This window comes from Kitasatospora sp. NPDC059146 (assembly GCF_042786665.1).
GTDB lineage: Bacteria > Actinomycetota > Actinomycetes > Streptomycetales > Streptomycetaceae > Kitasatospora.
On record NZ_JBHZCY010000101.1, the window covers coordinates 1 to 22,672 of the forward strand.

Annotated in this window: 14 protein-coding genes; 10 read left to right on the forward strand and 4 right to left on the reverse strand. The window is 69.3% G+C overall.

The window, feature by feature from the left end:
- The first annotated feature begins 484 nt into the window (after positions 1-484).
- Together ACFXPX_RS32025 and ACFXPX_RS32030 are read left to right on the forward strand one after the other, a co-directional pair.
- On the forward strand, positions 485-4,924 hold the full coding sequence (locus ACFXPX_RS32025; RefSeq protein ID WP_380644238.1) for an AAA family ATPase: 4,440 nt from the start codon (positions 485-487) through the stop codon (positions 4,922-4,924).
- Complete coding sequence (locus ACFXPX_RS32030) at positions 4,921-5,793, forward strand: serine peptidase (protein ID WP_380644239.1); 873 nt, start codon at positions 4,921-4,923, stop codon at positions 5,791-5,793. The genes ACFXPX_RS32025 and ACFXPX_RS32030 overlap by 4 nt, the downstream gene beginning before the upstream one ends.
- 249 nt (positions 5,794-6,042) lie before the next feature.
- Here the strand turns inward: ACFXPX_RS32030 and ACFXPX_RS32035 are convergent, their stop codons facing one another.
- The 3 genes from ACFXPX_RS32035 to ACFXPX_RS32045 all read right to left on the reverse strand — a co-directional run bounded on the left by ACFXPX_RS32035 (position 6,043) and on the right by ACFXPX_RS32045 (position 12,818).
- The gene (locus tag ACFXPX_RS32035) at positions 6,043-7,446 is read right to left on the reverse strand and encodes a hypothetical protein (RefSeq protein WP_380644240.1); all 1,404 of its coding nucleotides are present in this window, start codon (positions 7,444-7,446) and stop codon (positions 6,043-6,045) included.
- Positions 7,433-10,864: an AAA domain-containing protein gene (locus tag ACFXPX_RS32040; RefSeq protein WP_380644241.1), complete on the reverse strand. Its 3,432-nt coding sequence runs from the start codon at positions 10,862-10,864 to the stop codon at positions 7,433-7,435. The genes ACFXPX_RS32035 and ACFXPX_RS32040 overlap by 14 nt, the downstream gene beginning before the upstream one ends.
- A gap of 397 nt (positions 10,865-11,261) precedes the next feature.
- Positions 11,262-12,818 carry a recombinase family protein gene (locus tag ACFXPX_RS32045; RefSeq protein ID WP_380644242.1) on the reverse strand — a complete coding sequence of 519 codons (1,557 nt, stop codon included), beginning with the start codon at positions 12,816-12,818 and terminating at the stop codon, positions 11,262-11,264.
- Between the two features lie 116 nt (positions 12,819-12,934).
- Here ACFXPX_RS32045 and ACFXPX_RS32050 point away from each other — a divergent pair, with 116 nt between their 5' ends.
- Positions 12,935-13,060 carry a hypothetical protein gene (locus ACFXPX_RS32050; RefSeq protein WP_380644243.1) on the forward strand — a complete coding sequence of 42 codons (126 nt, stop codon included), beginning with the start codon at positions 12,935-12,937 and terminating at the stop codon, positions 13,058-13,060.
- A gap of 204 nt (positions 13,061-13,264) precedes the next feature.
- Here the strand turns inward: ACFXPX_RS32050 and ACFXPX_RS32055 are convergent, their stop codons facing one another.
- On the reverse strand, positions 13,265-15,037 hold the full coding sequence (locus ACFXPX_RS32055; protein WP_380594712.1) for a PucR family transcriptional regulator: 1,773 nt from the start codon (positions 15,035-15,037) through the stop codon (positions 13,265-13,267).
- Positions 15,038-15,372: 335 nt separating this feature from the next.
- Between ACFXPX_RS32055 and dnaK the strand changes: the two genes are divergently transcribed.
- The 7 genes from dnaK (at position 15,373) to ACFXPX_RS32090 (ending at position 22,650) form a co-directional block, all read left to right on the forward strand.
- Positions 15,373-17,286 (forward strand): molecular chaperone DnaK, encoded by a 1,914-nt coding sequence (gene dnaK / locus ACFXPX_RS32060; RefSeq protein WP_380594710.1) that lies wholly within the window; start codon positions 15,373-15,375, stop codon positions 17,284-17,286.
- A gap of 9 nt (positions 17,287-17,295) precedes the next feature.
- Positions 17,296-17,871, forward strand: a complete 576-nt coding sequence (locus tag ACFXPX_RS32065) for a nucleotide exchange factor GrpE (RefSeq protein WP_380594708.1) — start codon at positions 17,296-17,298, stop codon at positions 17,869-17,871.
- Between the two features lie 7 nt (positions 17,872-17,878).
- A complete protein-coding gene (locus ACFXPX_RS32070; protein ID WP_380594706.1) occupies positions 17,879-18,856 on the forward strand; it encodes a DnaJ C-terminal domain-containing protein in 978 nt (325 codons plus the stop codon).
- A gap of 107 nt (positions 18,857-18,963) precedes the next feature.
- Entirely contained in the window at positions 18,964-19,242 is a 279-nt protein-coding gene (locus ACFXPX_RS32075; RefSeq protein WP_380594704.1) for a chaperone modulator CbpM, read from the forward strand.
- Complete coding sequence (clpB, locus tag ACFXPX_RS32080) at positions 19,233-21,857, forward strand: ATP-dependent chaperone ClpB (protein ID WP_380644244.1); 2,625 nt, start codon at positions 19,233-19,235, stop codon at positions 21,855-21,857. The genes ACFXPX_RS32075 and clpB overlap by 10 nt, the downstream gene beginning before the upstream one ends.
- Entirely contained in the window at positions 21,857-22,387 is a 531-nt protein-coding gene (trxA, locus tag ACFXPX_RS32085; protein WP_380644245.1) for a thioredoxin, read from the forward strand. Before clpB ends, trxA begins: the two co-directional genes overlap by 1 nt.
- Complete coding sequence (locus ACFXPX_RS32090) at positions 22,387-22,650, forward strand: UBP-type zinc finger domain-containing protein (RefSeq protein ID WP_380644246.1); 264 nt, start codon at positions 22,387-22,389, stop codon at positions 22,648-22,650. Before trxA ends, ACFXPX_RS32090 begins: the two co-directional genes overlap by 1 nt.
- Positions 22,651-22,672: the final 22 nt, after the last annotated feature.

Consider the following 22,672-nt stretch of genomic DNA (forward strand, 5'->3'; position numbering starts at 1 on the left):
GGCCTACGTCTTCCATGGCACGGTCACCGTCGCAGCGATCCGCCTCTGGCTCCGACCATGATCCACCGGACAGAACCTAAAGGCTGTCCCGCATGTCGGCTACTGAGGTCTCGCGGCAGACTGTCGCCCGTCGTTGACCTTGTTCGGGTGCTGGGGCGTTTGTGTTTGAGCGTGAGACGGTCCGTTGGGTGGACTATGAAGCCGGACAGCTCCCAAACTGCCGGGCCGCCATCCCTGCCCGAACACCTTCTCCAGAAGCGGCCGCGCATGTATCGATCGGGAGGGATTCCGTCCGCACGCCGGGTGCGGCTCCATCCCCGGTAGTCTGGAGCCCGACTCGCACGGCCACGGGGGGATGATGGTTCGAGCGCTCCTGCTCGGAGTTGGGGCATTTCAGAGTACGGTCGACGAGGAGTGGACGCCCACGTCGGAGGACTTCACGCCGTTGCCGTCGGTCGAACCACGGGTACGTGAACTCGGCGCCGTGCTCTCGTTCTTCGAAGGGCTGGACACCGGCGCGCCGGTGATCGATGGGGACCGGGCCGGCGTGGAGGCGAGCTGGCGCGCACTCCGGCGCGACTCGGCAGGCCAGCCGTGCGTCGTCCTCTTTGCTGGCCACGGGGTCACGCGCGGCCGGGTGCTGTACCTGCCCGTGCACGACAGCCGCCCGGGCGACCTCCCGGGTTCGGCGATCGATGTCGGCCGCTGGCTCAACGAAGTCGAACACGGCTCCGACCCCTCGCCAGTCCTGTTTCTGCTCGATGTCTGCGGTGCGGGTGCCGCTACGGACTTCCAGGTCTTTCAGGACGTTCCCGAGGCCGACCGCAGGAGCTGGGTGATCGCCGCCTGCGCCGGGGACGAGAGCGCCTTCGGCGCGCGGTTCACCCAGGCCACAGCCCGTGTCCTCGAGCGGCTCCGCCTGGGGGACCTGGACATCTCCCCAGCACTGCCCCACGTACCGGTGGAGGCGTTCGCCGACGAGATCGCGCGGGAGCTGGTCAGCCTCGACGCGGGATACCCGCAGACCGTGGTGCACTCACCGCGCCGGGCCGCGTCGATGCCGGTACCGGAGTTCTTCCCGAACCCGGCCTTCAGTACCGACGGCTGGCTACGGCTCCGTAACCGGCTGCGGTCGGCTCTGAGGGAGCTGGCGTCGGAGTTCGACCCCGGCCTGGATCCGGTGCACTTCCTCACCCGGGCATCCGGGCGCCCGCACGACGACGCCGCGATGACCGGCTGCCTGTTCACCGGGCGGACCCGTGAACTGGACCTGGTCCGCGCCTGGTTGGCGAGCGACGAACCGCTGATGCTGGTCACCGGGAGCCCCGGCTCCGGAAAGTCCGCGCTGCTGGGCGTGACGGTGTTCCTGGCGCACCCCCAGCTCGCCGAACTGAGCACGCTCCTGACCAGTCGAATCCCCGCGCAACACCGCCCGCAGCGCCGGTGTCCGACCCTCGTCGCGGTCCACGCGCGCCACCGGAGCATGGACCAGGTGATCGCCTCGATCAGGGCCCAGCTCGCTCCCGAGGGCACCGCTCCGGCCGCGGCCGGCAGCGACGAGAAGGCCATGGAAGAGCTCCTCCTTGCCGCCGAGAACCTGCCGGAACCGGTGGTGCTCGTCCTCGACGCAGTCGACGAGGCCTCAGAAAGCGCCCGCATCGTCGACGGCCTGCTGCGCGAGCTGCTGTACCGGGACCGCGCCGACGGCCGCCCGCTCTTCCGGGTGCTCGTGGGGATACGCCCGCCGCAGGCGGGCAACGCCCTGCTCCACGACGACACGCTGCTCCGCGACGACGCAATGCTCTACGAGGCACGCGACCACGGGGTCCTGCTCGACCTGGACACCTCGACAAGTGGCGAGGATCTCGCGGACGACCTCGCCACCTACCTCTCCGACGTCCTGTCCGGCGTGGCGCACTACGGGGACGAGGCCGTCCGCGAGCCCGTGGCCCGTGCGGTTGCCACCGCCATCGCCCGCCGGCCCGACCGCGGCACGTTCCTCCTCGCCTCGCTCTTCGCCGACTTCCTGCGAACCGGCGCACCACTGGGTCCGGAGGAGGCGGTCGCGCTCCTGCCGCCGGACCTTCCGCACCTGCTCGAACTGCGCCTGCGGGCCACGCTCGACACAGACCCGTGGATGCGTCACCTGATGGTGGGGCTGGCACAGGCGCGCGGCCAGGGCATGCCGCTCGAGCTGGTGGTCGCGGCCACCACCGCGGCCGCCGCGGCGGCACACCAGGAGCTGGGGGCGCTCCTTCCCGGCCGGGCCCGCGAGCTGCTCGCCGCCGCCCGCTTCTACCTGCGCACGACGGTCGACACGGACGGCCGTCAGCTCTACCGCTTCTTCCACGAATCGCTCGTCGAACACTTCCGCGGCACCGCAGCCGATCCCGACGGCCTCGCCGTCCTCCTCTTCGAGGAGCTGCTGTCGGCGGTTCCCGGGCAGCACTCCGCCCAGGCACCCCGGTGGGACCTCGCAGCGCCGTACCTGCTGCGACACCTCATGGACCATGCCGCCGCCGTGCCCGGTGGTTCCGCCGTCGACCAGCTGTTCCTGGATCCGGAGTACCTGGTCCGCGCGGATCACACCGCCGTCTGGCGTGCCGTTCACCGGGCGAAGGCCCCGACGGCGCGGCGCGCCGGTGTCGCCTACCGAACGGCCTTCGGACGCTTCGGCCTCGGCGGCTTGTCGGGCCGCTCCGCAACGTTGGAAGCACGCCGTCCGCTGCTCCGGCAAGAGCTGGTCACCTACGGCGCGGCCGGGATCGCCCGCCGCCTCGACGACGCCCGGGACGCGCTCCGCCCGCAATGGAGCACCGGCCTGGTGGAGCAGTCGCTGCTGCACGTCATCGACGAGTCCGATCTGGGCACCTCGGTGTCGGCCGTGGTGCTGACCAGCGTCGACCGGCGGCTGCTCGCGGTGATCGGCGGCGCCGACGGCTCCCTCCAGGCGTGGGACGTCACACCCGGCCCCGGGCCGGCGTGGCGACACTTCTCGGTGCCCCCGACGGCCGAGGGCGGCATCACCCATCTGGCCGTGGCGGACCTGGCCGAGCGGTCGGTGATCGTCTCGATCACCGACTGGAACACCGTCCGGCTGCACGATCCCGCCACGGGCACCACCGTCGGCGAGACCCACCTCGACGGTGCCCGGGTGTCCGCCTCGACCGCCGTCGGCACTGGGGACGAAACAGTCCTCGCAGTCGGCCGGGTGACCGGCGAGATCAGCGTGGTCGGCCTGCTGGACGAGGAACTCGGCAGCGTCCTCCAAACCGCGGACGCCGGGGACACCGCCGTCGCCTCGCTGCTGGGCGTGGAGTCGCAAGGCGGTTCCCTCGGCTTCCACGTGCTCTCCGCCGATCGCGACGACCCACGAACGATGGTGCTTCGCGAACTGGACGGGCGGCCCGTCGTCCTCTCCACGGACGGCCCGCGCCAGGAGGTGCGCATCCATCACAGCGGCTCGCCCGCCCCGCTGTTCTCCCTCGTCGCGTACGACCGCCAGTTGAGCGCCTACCGCACGAACGGCGAAACGGTCCAGACGATCACGCTGCCCAAGGACCGGGCACTGACGTTCGCCGATGTCCGGCGACTCGACCGCCACTGCCTCGCACTGACGGCCCATCGGGACGGCAGCCTCCGGGTGTGGGACCTCGACGTGTGCCCCCGGTCCGGGCACGGCCAGAACCTCTGGCACCCCGTCACGGTCCTCGGCACCGTCCTGCTGGACGGATCGGAACTCGCTGTCAGCGCCGATCTGACCTTCGGCGAGGTCAAAGCCTGGGACGTGGACTCCGGCTCCGAGGAGCACGGGCTCAGCGGACTCGGGAGGCTCACCCACGCCGCCGCCGTGACCGTCCAGGACGCGGCCTACGTCGTCACGGCGACCAGGGAGAACGAACTCGACACCTGGAACCTCGCCGACGGCACCCTGGAATCGACGATCCCCCTTCCCGATCCGGTCACCGCATTGGCCGCCCTCCCGTACGAGACCTCGGTCCGCGTCGTGGTCGGCTGCGCCGACGGCACGATCCAGGTCCGGGACTCCGCCGCGGAGTCGTCACCTCGCGTCCTCACCGGTCCGCAGGGCCCGGTCACCGCATTGACCGCCTTCGAGGCGGACGGCGAGACCATGCTCATCAGCGTCCACGACGAACGGCACGTCTGCTTCTGGTCGTTGGCCGACGACACCTTGCGGCAGTCGCTCACCCTGGACCGGGTCGGAGCGATCGGGGCGGCAGGTGGACGCCCGTACGCGGCCGAGCGGTCGTCGGGCGGCGGCCGGGTGCGGGTCCGGGACCTCCTGACGGGCACGTGCCTGGGCACCGTCGCCGCGCGTGATCCGCGAGCGATGACGATCGCCCAGGTGGACGGCAGAGTGACTCTCGTGGCCGCCACCAAGGAGCCAGTGCTGTGGGCGTGGGACGCCCGGTCCGGCGAGCCGCTCGGGTCTCCGGCCCCCGTGCGGGAGCCGGTGCACACCATCACTCCCCACGCCGGCGGCGTGTTCACGGGCAGCCGGGACGGCCAGGTCGCGGCGCTAAGGTGGGCCCGTACCGCGAACGCTGCCGAGACACGGCCGACACGGCCCACCGTCGACGTCACCCACGTCCTGGCCTGGCTTCCGGGCGAACTCCTGTGCGGTGACGCCCACGCGGACGGATGGGAGTTGTACACCACTGACGAGTGGGAGGGAGGAGTGCCTCCCTCCCACGATGCGGTCTGCACCCGCCCAATGACAGCGACGGCGGCCGAGCTCCAGGATGCCCTCCTCACCGTGCTCGAACCCGACGGATTCGAGGTCGTGCGCCTGGAAGCGGGCCGGTACGAGATCAGCAGGGTCAACGGTGTCACCGACGGCGGGCCGTGGACGTTCCCGGCGTACGCCGTGTACTGCCACCCGGAGGAGGGATCAGGGCAATGACGATCGTCGCGGTGCACGGCATCGCCAACCACCAGAGCGGCCGCTCACCGGACGAGGCTGCCGCCGAACTGTCGACACAGTGGGGGCCCAAGCTCCGACGGGGGTTCACGTCCGCCGGGCTCGACGACCATCCGCTCCCGCCCCTGCACGTCGCGTATTACGCCCACCACACGATCGCCGCCGAGCGGCAGGCCGGCGTCCCGAACCTGAACTCCCTCGGTGAACAGGAGCAAGCCATCGTCGTCGCCTGGGCATTGTCCATGGGTTCGCCGACCCTGCAGGAGCGGCAAGGACTGGCCACCGCGCCACTGCGGCAGCTCCTGTCCTGGGTCTCGCAGCGGCGCGGCATTCCCCTCACGACCGTCACGCGGCTCGCCGTCCGGCTCGCGGGCGAGGTCCGCCGCTACCTCCACGTTCCGGAGGTGCGGGCCGCCGCCCAGTCCGTGGTGGCCGAGCTGATTCGGCGGGCACGTCCTCAGGTGGTCCTGGCCCACTCCCTCGGCTCGGTCGTGGCGTACGAGGCGCTCCATGCCCACCCGGACCTGGCCGTGGACTGCTTCGTGACCCTGGGCTCTCCGCTCGGGCTGCCGGGCGGGGTCTTCGACCACCTGGTCCCCGCACCGCTCGCCGACCGCGGTGCGCGGCCGGCCGGGGTCGGCTACTGGGTGAACCTCGCCGACACGGGTGACCTGGTCGCGATTCCCCATCGGCTCGGCGACCGGTTCCCGGTAGACCAGCACGCCGACACACCCATGGGCACTCTCGACTTCCACACCTTCGGAACATACCTGTCCTCGCCGCTCACCGCTGCGGCCATCGCGCCGTTCGTCGGGCAGCCGCAGATCCCCGACCGCGTCGGGAAGAGCTGACTCGCCGCAGCCACCAGCGGCATCAATCGCGGCGGCGCGGCGACCGTACCCGTAGAGGCTGACTTCTGTGGTGAGCTGGCCTTCTCACGTCATCGGACTCGGCTACCAGTGGTCGGCAAGCTGCCGGCCAAGCGTGGAGCGGTAGATCCGGCGCCGCCGCACCCGGTTGTCGTTCCAGCCGTTGGACGATGCGTTCCGGTGGAGGACGACCATCTGGACATGGGGAACAGTCCAACAGACCTGCTTCGGCTACCGGCGTTCCTGATCGATCAGTTCGATGTAGCGACGGTACTGGTCATCGGCGGCGTGCCTGTTTCTAACGAGGGTGCCCTCTTCCATGCGGTAGGTGCGGTCGGGGTCACCACGGAAGGAGAGCCAGTTGAAGCTGGTGGCGATCCAGGTGTCGTCGAAGATGAGGATCTTCGCGTGAGTGGATTTCAGGCGAGCGACTGTGAGCTTGGCGGGGTAGCGGTGGGCCAGATTCTCAAGCTTGCGGACGGCTGCGGGGTCGGTTTTGGTGTCGTTGTCCTGGTAGCCGTAGGCGATGTGGGCGGTGGTGCCGCGCTTGAGCCGGTTCTCAAGCTTGCTGAGGAAGTCGGTGGTGATGATGGCGTTCTTGATCCAGGGGGAGATGATCAGGATGCGCTGCCGAGCTTGGGTGAGGGCTTCGTCCAGTAGGTCGGGGTGCTCGAACACGCTGATCGCGCGGACCTGATCGCGCTGTATTGCAGGTCCGGTCTGGCTTTGATCATCCGATTGCTGAATACCGAGCTGGGCTGCTGCCTGGTCAGCGCGTTGCCGGGTGGCCTGCGACAGGTCGATACGGGCGCGCTCCAGGTCCGGGGCCAGCGCGGGACGTTCGGGCGCGGGCTCGACCTGGATACCGAGAGCCTTGGCACCGCCGTGGCTGAGCAGAGCAATCTCGTGGGCATGGCTGAGCTCCCCGTCCACAACGACGCCGAGCTGGATGTCAGTGCGCTCAGGGTCTGCATAGACGAGGAGTTTGGCCGGCATGACGCGGCGGGCCTTGGCCTGGGTGATTCCGCGGACCAACAGGACTTCGCGGTTGGTGGTCCCGCGTTCGCGCAGCAGCGCGTTGATGTCGGGGACCGGGATGTCGCTGGTCTCCACGACCCCGGAATGGGGCGCGGGTAGCACGACGACGCCTTCTTCCTCGGCCTGGCGGTGGGGGATGACCGTGTGGCGGTCGTAGGGCTTGGCCCTACCGAGAAGCTGGTCGTAGACGAGTGGCTGGCCGACCTGCACGGGAGTAATGGCGGCCATGTCGCGGGCGGTCTGCTGACCGCGGACTGTCAGGCGCAGCCTGTGCGCGACTGGCTCAGCACCGCTTCCGAGCCGGGGTGGCGCGTAGGTGAGCAGATCGTCGGAGAACTGCCCGGCGATGGTGTGGGTGACCATCCGCTGCGGCAGGCCGAGGATGCCGGCGATGGCTTCCTCGGTCTCGACGTTCTCGCCGACGAGGTGAAGGACGAATTCCTGTAGCAGGGGCAACGGCTTGCGGTCCTGGGCGAGGATGTCCGCGGTGACCAGGGCAACGGGGATGCCGGCGTCGACGATGGCGACGAGCTCCAGTCCCTGGCGGTCATTGTGGAAGCGGATGTGCAGGAGGCTGTTCTCGCTAAAGGTAGGCATCGCGGACCTCGCACTCCTGCGGGTGGCTGGACATGTAGTCGAGGACATCGCGCAGCGCGCCGCGTTTGCTGCGGCAGAACGCCGCGTCCCCCACCACGATGAGGCCGAAGCGGGCCCGGGAGAGCGCGACGTTGATGCGCCGCCAGTACGGTTCGCCGAGGAAGCCGAAGTCTGATCGGTCGTTGCTGCGAGTGACCGAGAAGACAGCCAGGTCACACTCTCGGCCTTGCACGGCGTCGACGGACAGCACCTCGACTGCCAGGTGTTTGAGCCGGACCTCGGCAAGTTGCCGATTGAGTTCTTCGACCTGTCGGCCGTAGGGGGCGATGGCCAGGACGTCCAGCTTGCGACCGGGCGGGGTCTTGATCAGCTGCCGGTCAATGGCCCTGTCGATTGTCTCTAGGCGCTTGACCGCGAGCTTGGCCTCGGTGCGATTCGAGATGCTCGTCTCGGTGCTGGTGCGCTCCGACTCGCGGCGACTGGGGAGTTTGGTGGTGTCGAGCCACAGGACGGGCTTGTTGATCTGATCGTAGCCGGGCAGCGTGTGGGGGTTGGGCGACAGGAGCTTACCGCCGTAGAAGCAGGTCGAGATCATGTTCCCGATGGCGGGGGTCATGCGGTACTGCTCACGCAGCAGGTGCTGGACGGGATGGGCAGTGTGGGTGGCCAGGTACTGGAACAGGGTGGTGGTTACCAGTTCGGGGATGAGCTGGTAGTCCGCCATGATCTTTTTATCGCGCAGGAGGTCCTCATCGATGGGCGGCAGTTGGCGAGTGTCACCGACCAGCACCCAGCGCTGGGACCGGGCGAGAGGTACGAGGGCCTCGGTCGCGGTGGCCTTGGAGGCCTCATCGAAGATGCACAGGTCGAACTCCAGATCGCGTGCCGCCGGGTGTCCCAGGAAGCCGATCGCGGTTCCACCGACGACCTGCCGTGTGCGCAGGAACTCGGCAAGCAGATCCTGGTCGGTGCTGATGCGCTGCAACCACTGTCCTTGCAACCGCAGCAGCCGCATCAGATCCTGGCCGCTTCCGGTAGGGCCCAGAAGGGCCTCCACAGCGTCCCGGGCCTCACCAGGAGTGAGATTCTCCCGCAAAGTGAGGTCACCTGCGAGAACTCGCTGCGCCTCGACGTACAACTCGCGGCGCTGGTCGAGAAGCTGGTCGCGCCGGGCCCGGACAGTAACGAGTTCTTCGCCGAGATCGCGAGCAGAGGTGGTGCGTTCGGGTGCGGGTCGGCTGTTGAGCTCTTCGAGCTTGAGGGTGACGTGGTTCAAGTCGGCGGCGACCGAGGCGAGTTCTTCCAGAGTGAGGGCAGCCTTGAGGTGGCGCGCTTCCACGCCGCCGCGGTTGGCGACGCCGTCGAGGTAGGACTCTGCACGGGCCCGTACCTGCTGGGTCCACTTCTTGACCTGACGGTCCAGCAGAAGGTGCTGGGCGCTTTCAGCGACTCTAGGGTCGTCGGGCCGTCCGAGGCGCACCAGCCCCTGAACACCGGCTTCCTCGATGCGGCGCAGTGCGTTGTCGATGGCGATGTGGGTCTGACTGACGATGAGGATGCGCGCGTTGGGATCACGTTCGAGGGTCTGTTCGACGATCTCGGCGATGACGGTCGTCTTGCCCGTTCCTGGCGGTCCTTCGACGAGCAGGAGGTCCTGGGAGCCAAGAGCGTGCTTGACCACGTCGCGTTTGCTCTTGTCCAGATCCTCGCGGAACCAGTGGGTGATCTCGGCGGGTGGCTGGGAGGCGATGGCGGCGGGGTTGTCGATGATGTCGCGCAGAAGTCGGTTGGTGCTCTGCCCGGCCATGACGGTGGTCAGTGCGTCCCGCTGTCGGTTCAGGGCTTGCTGGCTGGGGCCGAGGAACGGCAACAGCACGCCCCGGTCCGGCACTCTGGCGGTGGGGCGGGTGAAGCGGATCGCCACCGTCTCCTCGGACTGGACCGTGACTTCGCCGCGCTCTACCGGCCTGGCCTGTGCGAAAGGAGCGATGGACCATTCTTCGCCGACCGGAGGAGCGGTACCCGGCTTGGCCAAATGGAACACCCGAGTGCGGCCGGTTCCGGTGACCCGGTCGTAGTCGAGGACCTGGCGTCCGCCGGCGGCGACCTCCTCGCGGGCGTCCAGGAGCCTGCGCCACCCCTCGAAGAGGTCTCCGAGGCTGCGCGCCTGTTCGTCCTGGTGCTCCTCCTTCCGGCGGGCGAGGTGGTCGTCGAGGTGATCCAGCAGAAGATTGCGGCCCTGGTAGGCGGGTTCCTCGCCCGGGTCGTCGAAGATCCAGGTGAGGGCCGGCGGAAGCGCCAGGACGTGCTTTCGCTGTCGGCTCATCCACTCGTCGGGCTTGGAGAGAGCCTGGACGATCACAGAACGCTCGGGGTACTGATCGTCGGAACGCAACCGCAGGAACCAGGACTTGCCAAACAGACGCAGGGTGCTCTGGTCGACCTCGTCGGTCTGCGGGTTGTAGCCGTAGTCGACGTGCACGATGCCGGACAGATCGGCGAGGACCGTATTCTTGGCTTGGGCCCAGTCCGGTTCTTCGTCCTCGGGCGTCTCGGCGAGCTTCGCGGCCGCAGAGCGAGTGAGCTTCAGCCAGAAGAAGTTGCTCTTACGGGACTGGCGACCCGCGCAGACGTACTCGGCCTCAAGAAGGCGCTGTTCGAGCACCGCGGCGTTGGCCGGCCGCTTTTTCGGGTCGAAGTCGATGCAAGAGCGCAGGATCTCGCGGAACTCGGTGGCGAGGTCTAGCTCATCCAGGACAGGTCTGAGGTCCGGGTAATCACGGGCCTTGCTGCCGGACAGAGTCTGAACGGCGAGGACACCGTAGCCGAAAACGTCCCGTACGTAGGGCACGGCATCCTCGTGTTCAGGCGGGGAGTACAGGTTGGAACGGTACTCGGCTACGGTCTCGTCGGTCACGACGACCTTGGAACGGATCTTGGCGATACCGAAGTCCGCCAGCTTGGGCACTCCGGCCTCTGTGAGCAGGACGTTGCCCGGCTTGAGGTCACGATGTTCAATGTTCAGGGTGTGTGCGTGTGCCAGCGCGCTCGCCAGGGGCTTGCCGAGCTTCTCGAAGTAGGCGTCCCAGCCGACGGGCCGACGAGCCTGTAGATCGTCCTTCAGGCTGCGTTCCACCCACTCCAGGGCGATGTAGTACCGCTCCAGAACCGGGTCCCAGCCCGACTCCAGCATTCGCACGATATGAGGGTGCTCAACGGCTTTGAGTGCGGCGGTCTCTCGCTCCAGGAAGACCTTGATGATTTCGTCGTCGCGCCGCTTGAGTAGCTTGATCGCCGCGAACTGCCTGTCACTGTCGCTACTTGCCGTGTCGACGGCCTTGCGCACCTCCGACAGGCCGCCGCTGCGCGCGCTGTCTCCCACCAGCAGGAAGCGATCGTTGATCACATGCGGTCCCACACACGCTCCTCGTCCAGCACCGGCGTCAACTACCGGTCCGGCCATCTTGCCAGCCCAGGACTCCTCGGTTGGATGATTCGGCAGATCCGGGCTTGATCGTGGCCAACTCTTCGATGACTACAGTGCCCGACGCTCGACCAACTCATTGCGTATCTTCGGCTTGTTAGGGAGAGCTGCAGCCGAGGACGCGGTTGACAGAATTGGAGGCAACCAATCTGGCGTCCCCGGAGGGTGGCGCCACTACGGAGTGTCAAGGTGGCCCACTCGTAGTCGACGGCATCCACGGCAGCGCCACCAGCAGCCGACGGTGGAGGCTAGCGCCGAAGCCGCTCCCCGCGCGGAAGCGGCCCGTCAAATCTGTCGATGACGGCCGTCAGTTGTTCGTCCGCCTCGCGAACTACGTCGACCTTTCAGCGCGTTGCAGTTGCTCTACTCGCGCTTCGAGCTCAGCGGGTAGGTGCCAGCCTTCGATGGTGGGTGTCATGTAGAGGCGGGCTTTGAGGCCGAGGAGGAGGTGGCGGCGCCGTTCCTGGTCGGCGTGGGTCCAGGCGTCGGCGAAGGTCTTGCCGGTCTCGACCTCGACCCAGGTGGAGGGGCGTTGTGGGAGGGCGGCGAGGCGGCGGCGTTCGTCGACGAGGGTTTCGAGGGCTTCGGAGTACTCGTCGTCGCCGCCGGGGTAGTCGAACAGGTTGCGGCGCTTCTCCTCGCGGAGGTCCTTCATGGCCTGGGTGACGTGGTTGAGCTGTTCGGTGTGGTCCTCGCCGGGGATGAACCTGCGCACCGTCATCGCCAGCCCGGCCAACCTATCCACCAGGGCGGTGATCGCCGCGGTGACGCGCTCTCCCTTGACGGACTGGCCCTTGCAGGCCGGCTTGCCCGCGGTCTTCGCGCACCGGTAGTACTCGTAGATCTTTCCGTTCTTGGCGAGGTTCACCTGGCGGTAGAACCGGTCGCCGCAGCGGTCGCAGTGCGGCACGCCGAGCCAGGGCGAGGCGCCGTTCGAGCGTTCCTTCGTGATCGAGCGCTCGTCCATCGCCGCCTGGATCGCGGCCCACTGCTCCTCGGTGAACAGGGGCTTGGCCATGCGGATGGGCAGGCCCTTGGCGTCGCGGGCGATCTTTCTCGCCTTGACGGAGCGGCCGGTCAGTTTCAGGCCCATCGTCGCCAGTGAGCGCAGGATCTTGCCGACGCTGGTGGGGTTCCAGTGGTTCGACGGCGGCGTCTTGCGCTTGCTCGTGTAGGTGTCGCCCTGGTTCTTGTAGGCGTGGGTCGCCGGGGTGTCGAAGCCGGCGGCTTCCAGGGCGGTGGCGATCATCCACTGGCTCTGCTCCTCCAGCAGGAGCTTGCCCATGTAGCGGACGGCTTCGGAGGTGACCGGATCCGGTTCGAGGGTTCGTCCTCCGCCGGGGCGGTCGACGATCCGGTAGCCGTACGGCGGCTGGCCTCCGGCCCAGCGGTCCGTCTTGCGCAGGTGCCTGTGCGCGGCCGTGACGCGGGCCTTGATCCTCCTGAGCTCCATCTCGGCGAAGATCGAGGCCAGCATCAGGAAGACCTTGGCCAGCTCGTTCCCGAACGACGACTCGCGGCCCTTGCGGTAGTCCAGGGTGATGCCGTCGTCGGTGAATACCAGGACCTTGTGGTTCTCCTCCGCCCAGTGCGCCACGTCCGCACAGTCCTTCGCGGACCGGAACGCCCGGTCCACCTTCGCCCACACCAACGCGTCCCACTCGCCCTGCCGCTCGGTCAGCCACGGACCCAGGTCCGGACGCTTCCACGGCGTGACCTCCGCGGAGACGTCCAGATCCTCCAAGGACCCGACGATCTCCGACTCCTTCGACAGCGCGTGCCGGGTCGCCGACTCCGCCTGCACCAGGTGAGAGACCTTGCCCTCATCCCCGTGGGTGTCCGAGACACGCGAACCCACCACCGCCCGAACCGGCGCCAAAACTGCCATGCTGCTCACAGGAGGTCCCCTACCGCCCAGGCCAGCAGACACCCTCGAACACCCCACACTCGAACGGGTGGACCTTTTTCGGAAAGGTGTCGTTCCGCTGGAGGATTGATTATTTGATGGCCAGTCAGATGCTCGCGGCCACCTGCATCGAGGCCTACGTGGAGCGGCCCGCCTCCCACGCCGAGCGCTGGTCCGACCACGCACCCGTCACGGCGGTCTTCGATTTCGGCCAACTCGTATAGTACTGGGAGAAGATGGAGCGCCCAGGTGAGGCCCTCCCGGCCACAGCCACACCCGGGCAGGGCAGCACCAAGGCGTTCGCTTGCCCATCACCGCGCCGCACCCCACACGGCGAAGCTTCCACCCGTTGGCAGTGGACGGGCCGGACGCCGCTCAGGGAAACGACTCGTTCTGCAAAAAGCCGGACGCCCTGGCTCGCCCGCGACTCAACACGGCGGGTCGAGCACGTTGTGGATGTGGGTGGCAATGTGCAGATTGAGGCGTGTCTCCACAACGCCGAGGTCGTGGCCGGTGATCTCGCCGATGCGCTGGAGGCGGTAGCGGACCGTGCTGCGGTGGATGAGGAGCATCTCGGAGGTCGCGTCGTAGCTGCAGCCGCTCTCCAGGTAGCGCGAGAGTGTCATGACCAGCTCGGTGTGGTGCTGGGCGTCATAGTCCAGCAGCCGGCCCAGCCATACCTGGACGAAGAGGTCGGCTTCCCGCTCGCCTTCGCCGGTGCCCATCATGCGGCATAGCCCCAGTTCGTCGAAGGCGGTGCTGCCGTAAGGGTCCTGGGAACGGCGGCGGACGGCGAGGGCACGGACGGCCTCGTCGTAGGAGTGCGGCAGATCGGTGAGGACCACGCACTGGCCGCCGACCCCGATCGCGCCTGCGCCGGTGCCAAGGTCCTCGGAGACGGCCTTGTACAGCTCGTCTCCCGGATCACGCGGGTCCTCACCGGCCACCAGGACGACCGTGGTCGCGCCACGGGAGCCGACGAGCACGTCCTGATGCAACTGCTCCGCCGCCCGTGTCACCGCGTCGCAGAGCGAGGCCCTCTCGGGTGCCCCCGGCCACTCCAGTACGGCGATTTTGTGTGGCCGGTGCAGGTCGTGGCCCAGGGCTGCTGCCCGGGTGAAGGCGTCCTCAGTCCCCTCACCTGAGACCAACCGGTCGACCAGGTCGCGGCGCAGCTGGGGCTCCAGCTCAGCCAGTCTGCGCTCGTGGAAGAGAAGGGGAGCCAGCACCCGAGCGGCCTGTTCGAGCGCCGATGTGTCCGCTTCCGTCGCCCGCTGGTCCGGGTCCTCCAGCACGATGACGCCGAGCGGGTCTCCCGCCATCTCGATGGGCATGACCAGCCGGTCACGGTCCCGAGCGGCGCCGGGCTGGCGCCGCGCGCGGTGCATCAGGGTGTCCCGGCGCCGGTTTTCCGACTCGGGGCGGGTTCCGCTGCCGACTCCGCTCTGGGGGCCGCCCGCGCAGGGACCTGCCCAGGCCCGAGGGTTGCCGAAGCGGTCCTCGGTGAGGGCCGCGAATCCTGTGTGCTCGTGCAGGGCCTGGAGGATTCCCGCCTCGCCTCTGCCGGAGACGGCGGCGCGGGAGAGCGCGTCATAGGTGGCGAGCCGGGAGGCCAGGGCGGAGGCGGTTCTGTTGCCGAGGTCCACTGTGGGTGAGCCGTCCTCGGGCTCCGGCGGGTTCCCGGTGTCGAACAACTCCCCGCTCGCCGGCGTGTCCCCCGACCCGGCGGCTGGCTCGCTCCGGCGCCCGATGAGGCGCGCGAGGACTATCCCGGTCTGGCGAGCGAGCAGATCGGTCAGAGCTGTCTCTTCAGCCGAGGGTGTGGTCAGGGACCGGACGACGAGATAGCCGAGGCAGGTTTCCCGGTACCGCAGTGCGATGGCCCACGCCCACGGTCCGCCCGGCTTGTGCAGGTGGTGGCTGCGTCCGTCCAGGGAGTCGATCCGCCGGTCGAGCAGGTCGGCGGCCACCACGTCGGCAGCGGTTGCTTCACCCGGGACTCCGCCGGTTGGGCCCGCCTCGGGTTCCCGCGCCGCATCCCCGGGCCGGGCGACCGCGGTGGAAGCCGCCCGGAGTGGTGGGCAGCGCCGCGCTAGACCGTTGTGGACGGCATAGGCCGCTTCGGCGGTGAAAGGGCCGGTGGCGGCGATCGCCGCCATGGCCCCCCACAGCACCTCGCGCTCGTCCTCGCCGTCGAGCATGACCGTCACCAGGCGTAGCAGTGCGTGTTGTGCGGCCGCTGGCCGCGGGACGGGGCGGAGAGGGCCGGTGATCGGAGAAGGCACAGCGTCCATAGCAGGTCCATTCGCGGCTCGACGGCGGCCTCCCCACGTACACGCTACGCCGCTCGACACGCGTTCCCACGACGAACCGTGTCGCGTCCCCGTCCTCGGGGACCGAAACCGCAGCGCGGATTGGTCCTGCCGGGGCGGGGAAGTGCGCCGCGTACCGCGCCAGGCTGCTACTGGGTGTGGTACGCCGTCCGTTCGCCTGGCTGCCCGCCGACCGGTCCCGCATCGCGACGGAGGAGATTCCCATGGCGAAGGCAGTTGGCATCGATCTCGGCACCACCAACTCGGTCATCGCGGTCTGGGAGGGTGGTGAGCCCTCGGTCGTCCCGAATGCGGAGGGGGCCAGGACGACCCCGTCGGTGGTCGCCTTCTCCGACGACGGCCAGCGGCTGGTCGGACAGCTCGCGCGCCGGCAGTCGATCCTCAACCCCAAAGGCACCATCACCTCCGCGAAGCGGTTCATCGGACGTCACTACGACGAGATCTCCGACGAGGCCAAGGCGGTCTCCTTCGACGTCGTCGAAGGGCCCGGCGGGGTGGCCCGCTTCGAGGTGAGGGGAAAGCAGTACGCGCCGGAGGAGATCAGCGCGCAGGTGCTGCGCAAGCTCGCCGACGACGCCGGGAAGTCGCTCGGCGAGAAGGTGACCGAGGCGGTCATCACCGTACCTGCCTACTTCAACGACGCCCAGCGCCAGGCCACTAAGGACGCCGGGAGGATCGCAGGCCTCGAGGTGCTGCGGATCATCAACGAGCCGACCGCCGCGGCGCTGGCCTACGGGCTGGACAAGAAGGGCCACGAGACGGTCATGGTCTTCGACCTCGGCGGCGGCACGTTCGACGTCAGCCTGCTGGACGTGGGCGACGGTGTGGTGGAGGTCCGTGCCACGGCGGGCGACTCCCACCTGGGTGGCGACGATTTCGACCGCCGTCTGGTGGACCACTTGGCGGACGGCTTCCAGAAGGCCGAGGGCATCGACCTGCGCAAGGACCCGCAGGCTCTGCAGCGGCTGTTCGAGGCGGCGGAGAAGGCGAAGACCGAGCTGAGTTCGGTCACTCAGACCCAGGTGAGCCTGCCGTTCATCACGGCGGACGCCTCCGGGCCTAAGCACCTCACCGAGACGGTCCGCCGCTCCACGTTCGAGCAGATCACCTCGGACCTGGTGGAGCGCTGCCTCGAGCCGGTCAGGACTGCGATGGGCGACGCCAAGGTCACCGACAACGACATCGACGAGGTCATCCTCGTCGGCGGCTCGACCCGCATCCCGGCCGTGCAGAACCTGGTCCGCCGGCTGACCGGCGGCAAGGACCCGAACATGAGCGTCAACCCCGACGAGGTCGTGGCGCTGGGCGCCGCCGTCCAGGCCGGCGTGCTCAAGGGTGAGGTCAAGGACGTCCTGCTGCTGGACGTTACCCCGCTGTCGCTAGGCGTGGAGACAGCCGGTGGCGTGATGACCAAGATCATCGAGAGGAACACCACCATCCCCGCCCGCCGGTCCGAGACCTTCTCGACGGCCGAGGACAACCAGCCGGCCGTGGACATCGTCGTGCTCCAGGGCGAACGCGAGCTGGCCGCCGACAACCGGGTGCTGGGCCGCTTCCGCTTGGAGAACCTGCGGCCGGCCCGGCGTGGGGAGACCCAGATCGAGGTCACCTTCGACATCGACGCCAACGGCATCCTTAAGGTCAGCGCCAAGGACCGGGACACCGGCGCCGAGCAGTCGATCACCATCAGTGAGGGCTCCAACCTCGACCCCTCCGAGGTCGAGCGGATGATCAACGAGGCCGAGAGCAACCGCACCAGCGACCTGGCCCTGCGTGAGGCCATCGACGCCCGCAATGAGCTCGACGCCGCCGCGTACCAGGTGGAGCGCCGGTTGGACGACCTGGGCGACGCCGCTCCGGAGCACGAGCGGGCCCGCGCCCGACTGCTCATCGACGAGGCCCGTTCCGCTGTCAAGGAGGAGGCGCCGACGGAACGGTCCCGGAGCCTGGCCTCCGAACTCCAGCAGATCTACGCGGCGCTGGCCGCCCACGCCGCCGGACCGGGCGGAGCCGGGGGCGGCGCCCAGCCCGGCGAGGCAGCGCCCGGCCAGGGTCCCGAGGGCGGCTCCCCGAGGGGCGACGACGACGTCATCGACGCCGAGTTCGACCGGAGCTGAGGCGGCGACATGTCCGATCAGGAACAGACGCGTCCCGCCGAGGACCGCTCCCCTCCCGAGCCCGAGCAGGCGTCGCCCGAGCGGACGCCCGCACCGCAGACGGGCCCACGGGCCCCCGAAGCCGCGGTGCAGGAGCAGCAGCCGCCCCGCCGCCCCGAGGTCGAGGAGCTGGAGGATCGGTGGCGGCGAGCCCTCGCCGACCTCGACAACCTCCGCAAGCGTTACGCCCGTGAGCTTCCGCGGGAACGGGAGGCTGAGCGGGCCAAGGTGGCCGCGGCGTTCCTCCCGGTCGTCGACAACCTCGAACTGGCCCTCGCCCACGCGGGCGCCGGCGACCCCGGCACGATCGTCAGCGGAGTCCGGGCGGTGCGCGACCAGGCCGTCGAGGTGCTGCGAAGCCTCGGCTACCCCCGGCACGACGAGACCGGCGTCCCCTTCCACCCCGAGCAGCACGAGGTGGTGTCCGTGGTGGATGAACCGGACACACCTGCGGGCACCGTCGTCCAGGTGCTGCGGCCCGGGTACGGCGAGCCCGGCCACCAGCTGCGGCCGGCCGCGGTAGCGGTCACCCGCAAGCAGGAGTGACGCCGCCATGGCAGAGGACTACTACGAGGTGCTGGGCGTCCCCCGAACCGCCGACGCCGCCGAGATCCAGCAGGCGTTCCGTACCCTGGCCCGCCGCTACCACCCGGACGTCAACCGTGATCCGGCCGCAGAGGAGCGCTTCAAGCAGATCAACGAGGCATACAGCGTGCTGTCCGACCCCGACACCCGGTCCCGCTACGACCGCTTCGGCCCCGACTTCCGGCAGATTCCGGAGGACTACGACGAGCGTGTCGCGGCCGCCCAGGGCTTCGGCGGCGGAGCTGGCGCGTACCGCGGCAGTCCGTTCGGCGGCGCCCGAGGCGCCGACCGGGCAGGCGCCCGGACCTGGACGGAGACCGGCTTCGGCACCTCCGGCGTGGACTTCGAAGATCTTTTCGGAGGTATGTTCGGCGGCCGGGCGGGGCGCGCCGGACGGGGCAGCCCCATCCCCGGCGCGGACCAGGAGGCCGAACTCACGCTCAGTGTGGAGGAGGCGTACCGCGGCGGCCGGCGGAAGATCACCCTCGGCGGTCCCGGCGGGGAACGCAGCTACGACGTCACCATCCCGGCCGGCGTCGTCGACGGGCAGCGCATCCGGCTCGCTGGGGAGGGCGGCCGAGGCCGCGGCCCGGGTTCCGCCGGGGATCTCTATCTGGTGGTCCGCATCGCCCCCCATCCGCGCTACCGGCTCGTCGGGCGCGACATCCACGTGGAACTGCCGGTTACCGCCTGGGAGGCCGCGCTGGGCGCGACGGTCCCGGTCTCCGGCCCGGGCGGGACGGTCAAGGTGCATGTGCCGCCCGGTACCTCCACCGGCCGCAGGCTGCGGCTGCGCAACGAGGGGATGCCCGACCCCAAAGGCTCCCCCGGTCACCTCTACGCCGAAATTCAGGTGATGGTGCCGCCCTCGCCCAGCCCGCGCGAGCGCGAGCTCTTCGAGGAACTGGCCGCCGTCTCCTCCTTCGACCCGAGGAAGCAGACATGAGAGCCGAACAGCGTTCTCCCGCCGAAGGCACGGGACAGCCCGGCACCAGGGCTGCCTATCCCCTGGTGCGGGTCTACCGAACCAGCCCCAGCCCCTATCAGCTCCCCATGTCCGGAGTGGCCGGCAGGAGTGGACTGCCGCCCGAACTCGTCAGCCGCTTCGTCGCCCTCGGGCTGGTGGACGCCGAGCGTGATGCCCGGGGCCGGCTGTGGTTCCGGCCGAGCGCACCGTCGGCCATCGCCCGGGTGCAGCGGCTGCGGGCCGGACTGGGCCTCAACTACGCGGCCATCGGCGTCGTCCTGGACCTGCTCGACCGCATCGAACGCCTGGAAATCGCACTGCGGCGCAGCGAACGAGCCGCCAAGGAGCCCACACCATGGACATGAACCGCCTCACCCAGAAGTCCCAGGAAGCGCTGCAGGAAGCGCAGAACGTCGCGGTACGTCTGGGCCAGACCGAGGTCGACGGGGAGCATCTGCTGCTGGCCCTGCTCGATCAGCAGGACGGCCTGACCACCCGTCTGCTGGCCGGTGCCGGCGCAGACCCGGCAGCACTACGGGCCGCCATCGAGGCCGATCTCGCCAAGCGTCCGCGCACGACCGGTCCGGGCGCCGCCCCCGGCCGAGTGGCGGTGACCCAGCGGCTGGCCCGACTGCTCGACACCGCGGAGCAGGAGTCCAAGCGGCTCAAGGACGAGTACGTCTCCACCGAGCACCTGGTGCTGGCCCTGGTGGACGAGGGTTCGACCACCGCAGCCGGTCGGCGGCTCGGTGAACAGGGCGTCACCAAGGACTCCTTCCTCACCGCCCTGACCACCGTGCGCGGGAATCAACGGGTCACCTCCGCCAATCCCGAGGAAGCGTACGAGGCCCTCGAGAAGTACGGGCGCGACCTCGTCGTCGAGGCCCGCAACGGTCGCCTCGACCCGGTGATCGGGCGTGACGGGGAGATCCGGCGGGTGATCCAGATCCTCAGCCGCAAGAGCAAGAACAACCCGGTGCTGATCGGCGAACCGGGCGTCGGCAAGACCGCCATCGTGGAGGGCCTGGCCCAGCGGATCGTGCGCGGCGACGTGCCGGAGGGGCTGCGGGACAAGACGGTGTTCTCGCTCGACATGGGCTCGCTGGTGGCCGGGGCGAAATACCGCGGCGAGTTCGAGGAGCGCCTCAAGGCCGTGCTGTCCGAGGTCAAGGGAGCCGAGGGCCGGATCCTGCTGTTCGTGGACGAGCTGCACACCGTCGTCGGGGCCGGCGCCGCCGAGGGCGCGATGGACGCGGGCAACATGCTCAAGCCGATGCTGGCGCGCGGCGAGCTGCACATGATCGGCGCCACCACGCTGGACGAGTACCGCAAGCACATCGAGTCCGACGCCGCCCTGGAACGCCGCTTCCAGACCGTCCAGGTGGACGAGCCGACCGTCGAGGACGCGATCTCCATCCTGCGCGGCATCCGGGAGCGACTGGAGATCTTCCACGGCGTCAAGATCCAGGACGGCGCGCTGGTCGCCGCCGCCACCCTCAGCCACCGCTACATCAGCGACCGCTTCCTCCCGGACAAGGCCATCGACCTGGTCGACGAGGCCTGCGCGCGGCTGCGGACCGAGATCGACTCCATGCCCGCCGAACTCGACGAACTCACCCGCCGGGCCACCCGGCTGGAGATCGAGGAGGCCGCGCTGGACCTTGAGACCGACCCGGCCAGCCGCGCCCGCCTGGAGGACCTGCGGCGTGAACTGGCCGACTTGCGGGGCGAGGTGGACGCCAAGCACGCCCAGTGGGAGGCCGAGCGCCAGGCCATCCGCAAGGTCCAGGAACTGCGCCAGAAACTGGAACGCGCCCGGCAGGAGGCCGAGGAGGCCGAACGGGCCTACGATCTCAACCGGGCCGCCCAACTGCGCTACGGAACCGTCAGCGAACTGGAACGCCGGCTGGCCGCCGAGGAGGAACAGCTCGCCAACAAGCAGGGCAAGAGCCGGATGCTGCGTGAGGTGGTGACCGCCGAGGAGATCGCCGAGATCGTCTCCGCGTGGACCGGCATCCCCGTCACCCGGCTCCAGGAGGGCGAGCGGCAGAAGCTGCTCAAGTTGGACGAGATCCTGCGCGAGCGGGTCGTGGGCCAGGACGAGGCCGTCAGACTCGTCGCCGACGCGGTGATCCGGGCCCGCTCCGGGGTACGCGACCCGCGCCGGCCGATCGGCTCGTTCATCTTCCTCGGCCCGACCGGCGTCGGGAAGACCGAGCTGGCCAAGACGCTGGCCGCCGCTTTGTTCGACAGCGAGAGCAACATGATCCGACTCGACATGAGCGAGTACCAGGAGCGGCACACCGTCAGCCGCCTGGTCGGCGCGCCCCCCGGCTACGTGGGCTACGAGGAAGGCGGTCAGCTGACCGAGGCGGTGCGCCGCAAGCCGTACTCGGTCGTCCTGTTCGACGAGATCGAGAAGGCGCACGCCGACGTCTTCAACACGCTCCTCCAGGTGCTGGACGACGGCAGGATCACCGACTCGCAGGGCCGTACCGTCGACTTCCGCAACACCGTCATCATCATGACATCGAACCTGGGCTCCCAGTATCTGCTCCAGGACGCCACCCAGGCCGGCGAGATCAAGCCTGAGGTCCGGGACCTGGTCATGGGCGAACTCAATGGCCATTTCCGGCCCGAGTTCCTCAACCGGGTGGACGACATCGTGCTCTTCCACCCGCTCGGCATCGCGCAGATCGAGCGCATCGTGGACCTGCTGCTGGAGGACCTGCGCCACCGCCTCGCCGAGCAGCGGATCGACCTGGTACTCACCGAGGACGCCCGCCGGCTGATCGCGGCCGAGGGCTATGACCCGGTCTACGGCGCCCGGCCGCTGCGCCGCTTCATCGCGCACGAGGTCGAGACCGGGATCGGCCGCGCGTTGCTCAGCGGCGAGGCACGCGAAGGCGTGACCATCCTGGTCGACGCCAGGGCCGCCGAACTGACCGTCACTCTCCAGGACGAGCTGCAGGAACAGTGATGACTACTTCTCCGGAAGGCCGCGCCGCCCGCAGGGGCCGTGACGGCAGTACCGAAGGCGGCGGGGCCTCGCTGCCGACGGTCGCCTGCACCAACTGCGGCCGGACCAACCGTGTACCCGCCGCGGCGGAGGGCAGCCCGCGCTGCGGAAACTGCCATGCCCCGCTGCCGTGGATCGCCGAAGCGGGCGACACCGACTTCGGGGAGGTCGCCGAGCAGGCGAGCCTGCCCGTGCTCGTCGACCTCTGGGCCACCTGGTGCGGTCCCTGCCGCATGGTGAGCCCAGCCCTCGAACATGTCGCCAAGGACCTGGCCGGCCGGATCAAACTCGTCAAGGTCGACATCGACAAGTCGCCGGCCCTGGCGCGGCGGTTCGAGGTCCAAGCCGTACCCACCCTGCTGATCCTCGACCACGGCAGGCCCGTCGCCCGCCAGACCGGCGCAGCGCCCGCCAACGCGCTGCGCCGGTGGGTGGGCGAATCACTCGCGACGCCCCGCGGACCAGCCGACTCCACCTCCGGGAGCCCATGATGACCAGCCTTCCCGACCCGCACCTGTCCATGGTTCGGCCCGTGGCGCCCAGAACACCGCAGGGCTGCGAGGCCTGCCTGCGCACGGGGACTCCGTGGCTGCACCTGCGCCTGTGCCTGACCTGCGGCAACGTCGGCTGCTGCGACTCCTCGCCGATGCGGCACGCCCGCGGTCACGCGGCGACCCACGGGCACCCGATTGTCCGGTCGTTCGAACCCGGCGAGGACTGGCGGTGGTGTTTCGTGCACGAGGCGATGGTCTGAGCCGACGTCCGTTTCCACCGAA

Bases quoted from the DNA above. Each gene is read 5' to 3' on its own strand.
- ACFXPX_RS32055 (WP_380594712.1), bottom strand. From the start codon at position 15,037: ATGCTCGACGGCGAGGACGAGCGCGAGGTGCTGTGGGGGGCCATGGCG.
- ACFXPX_RS32065 (WP_380594708.1), top strand. From the start codon at position 17,296: ATGTCCGATCAGGAACAGACGCGTCCCGCCGAGGACCGCTCCCCTCCC.
- ACFXPX_RS32035 (WP_380644240.1), bottom strand. From the start codon at position 7,446: ATGCCTACCTTTAGCGAGAACAGCCTCCTGCACATCCGCTTCCACAAT.
- ACFXPX_RS32090 (WP_380644246.1), top strand. From the start codon at position 22,387: ATGACCAGCCTTCCCGACCCGCACCTGTCCATGGTTCGGCCCGTGGCG.
- ACFXPX_RS32075 (WP_380594704.1), top strand. From the start codon at position 18,964: ATGTCCGGAGTGGCCGGCAGGAGTGGACTGCCGCCCGAACTCGTCAGC.
- ACFXPX_RS32070 (WP_380594706.1), top strand. From the start codon at position 17,879: ATGGCAGAGGACTACTACGAGGTGCTGGGCGTCCCCCGAACCGCCGAC.
- dnaK (WP_380594710.1), top strand. From the start codon at position 15,373: ATGGCGAAGGCAGTTGGCATCGATCTCGGCACCACCAACTCGGTCATC.
- clpB (WP_380644244.1), top strand. From the start codon at position 19,233: ATGGACATGAACCGCCTCACCCAGAAGTCCCAGGAAGCGCTGCAGGAA.
- trxA (WP_380644245.1), top strand. From the start codon at position 21,857: ATGACTACTTCTCCGGAAGGCCGCGCCGCCCGCAGGGGCCGTGACGGC.
- ACFXPX_RS32030 (WP_380644239.1), top strand. From the start codon at position 4,921: ATGACGATCGTCGCGGTGCACGGCATCGCCAACCACCAGAGCGGCCGC.
- ACFXPX_RS32050 (WP_380644243.1), top strand. From the start codon at position 12,935: ATGGCCAGTCAGATGCTCGCGGCCACCTGCATCGAGGCCTACGTGGAG.
- ACFXPX_RS32045 (WP_380644242.1), bottom strand. From the start codon at position 12,818: ATGGCAGTTTTGGCGCCGGTTCGGGCGGTGGTGGGTTCGCGTGTCTCG.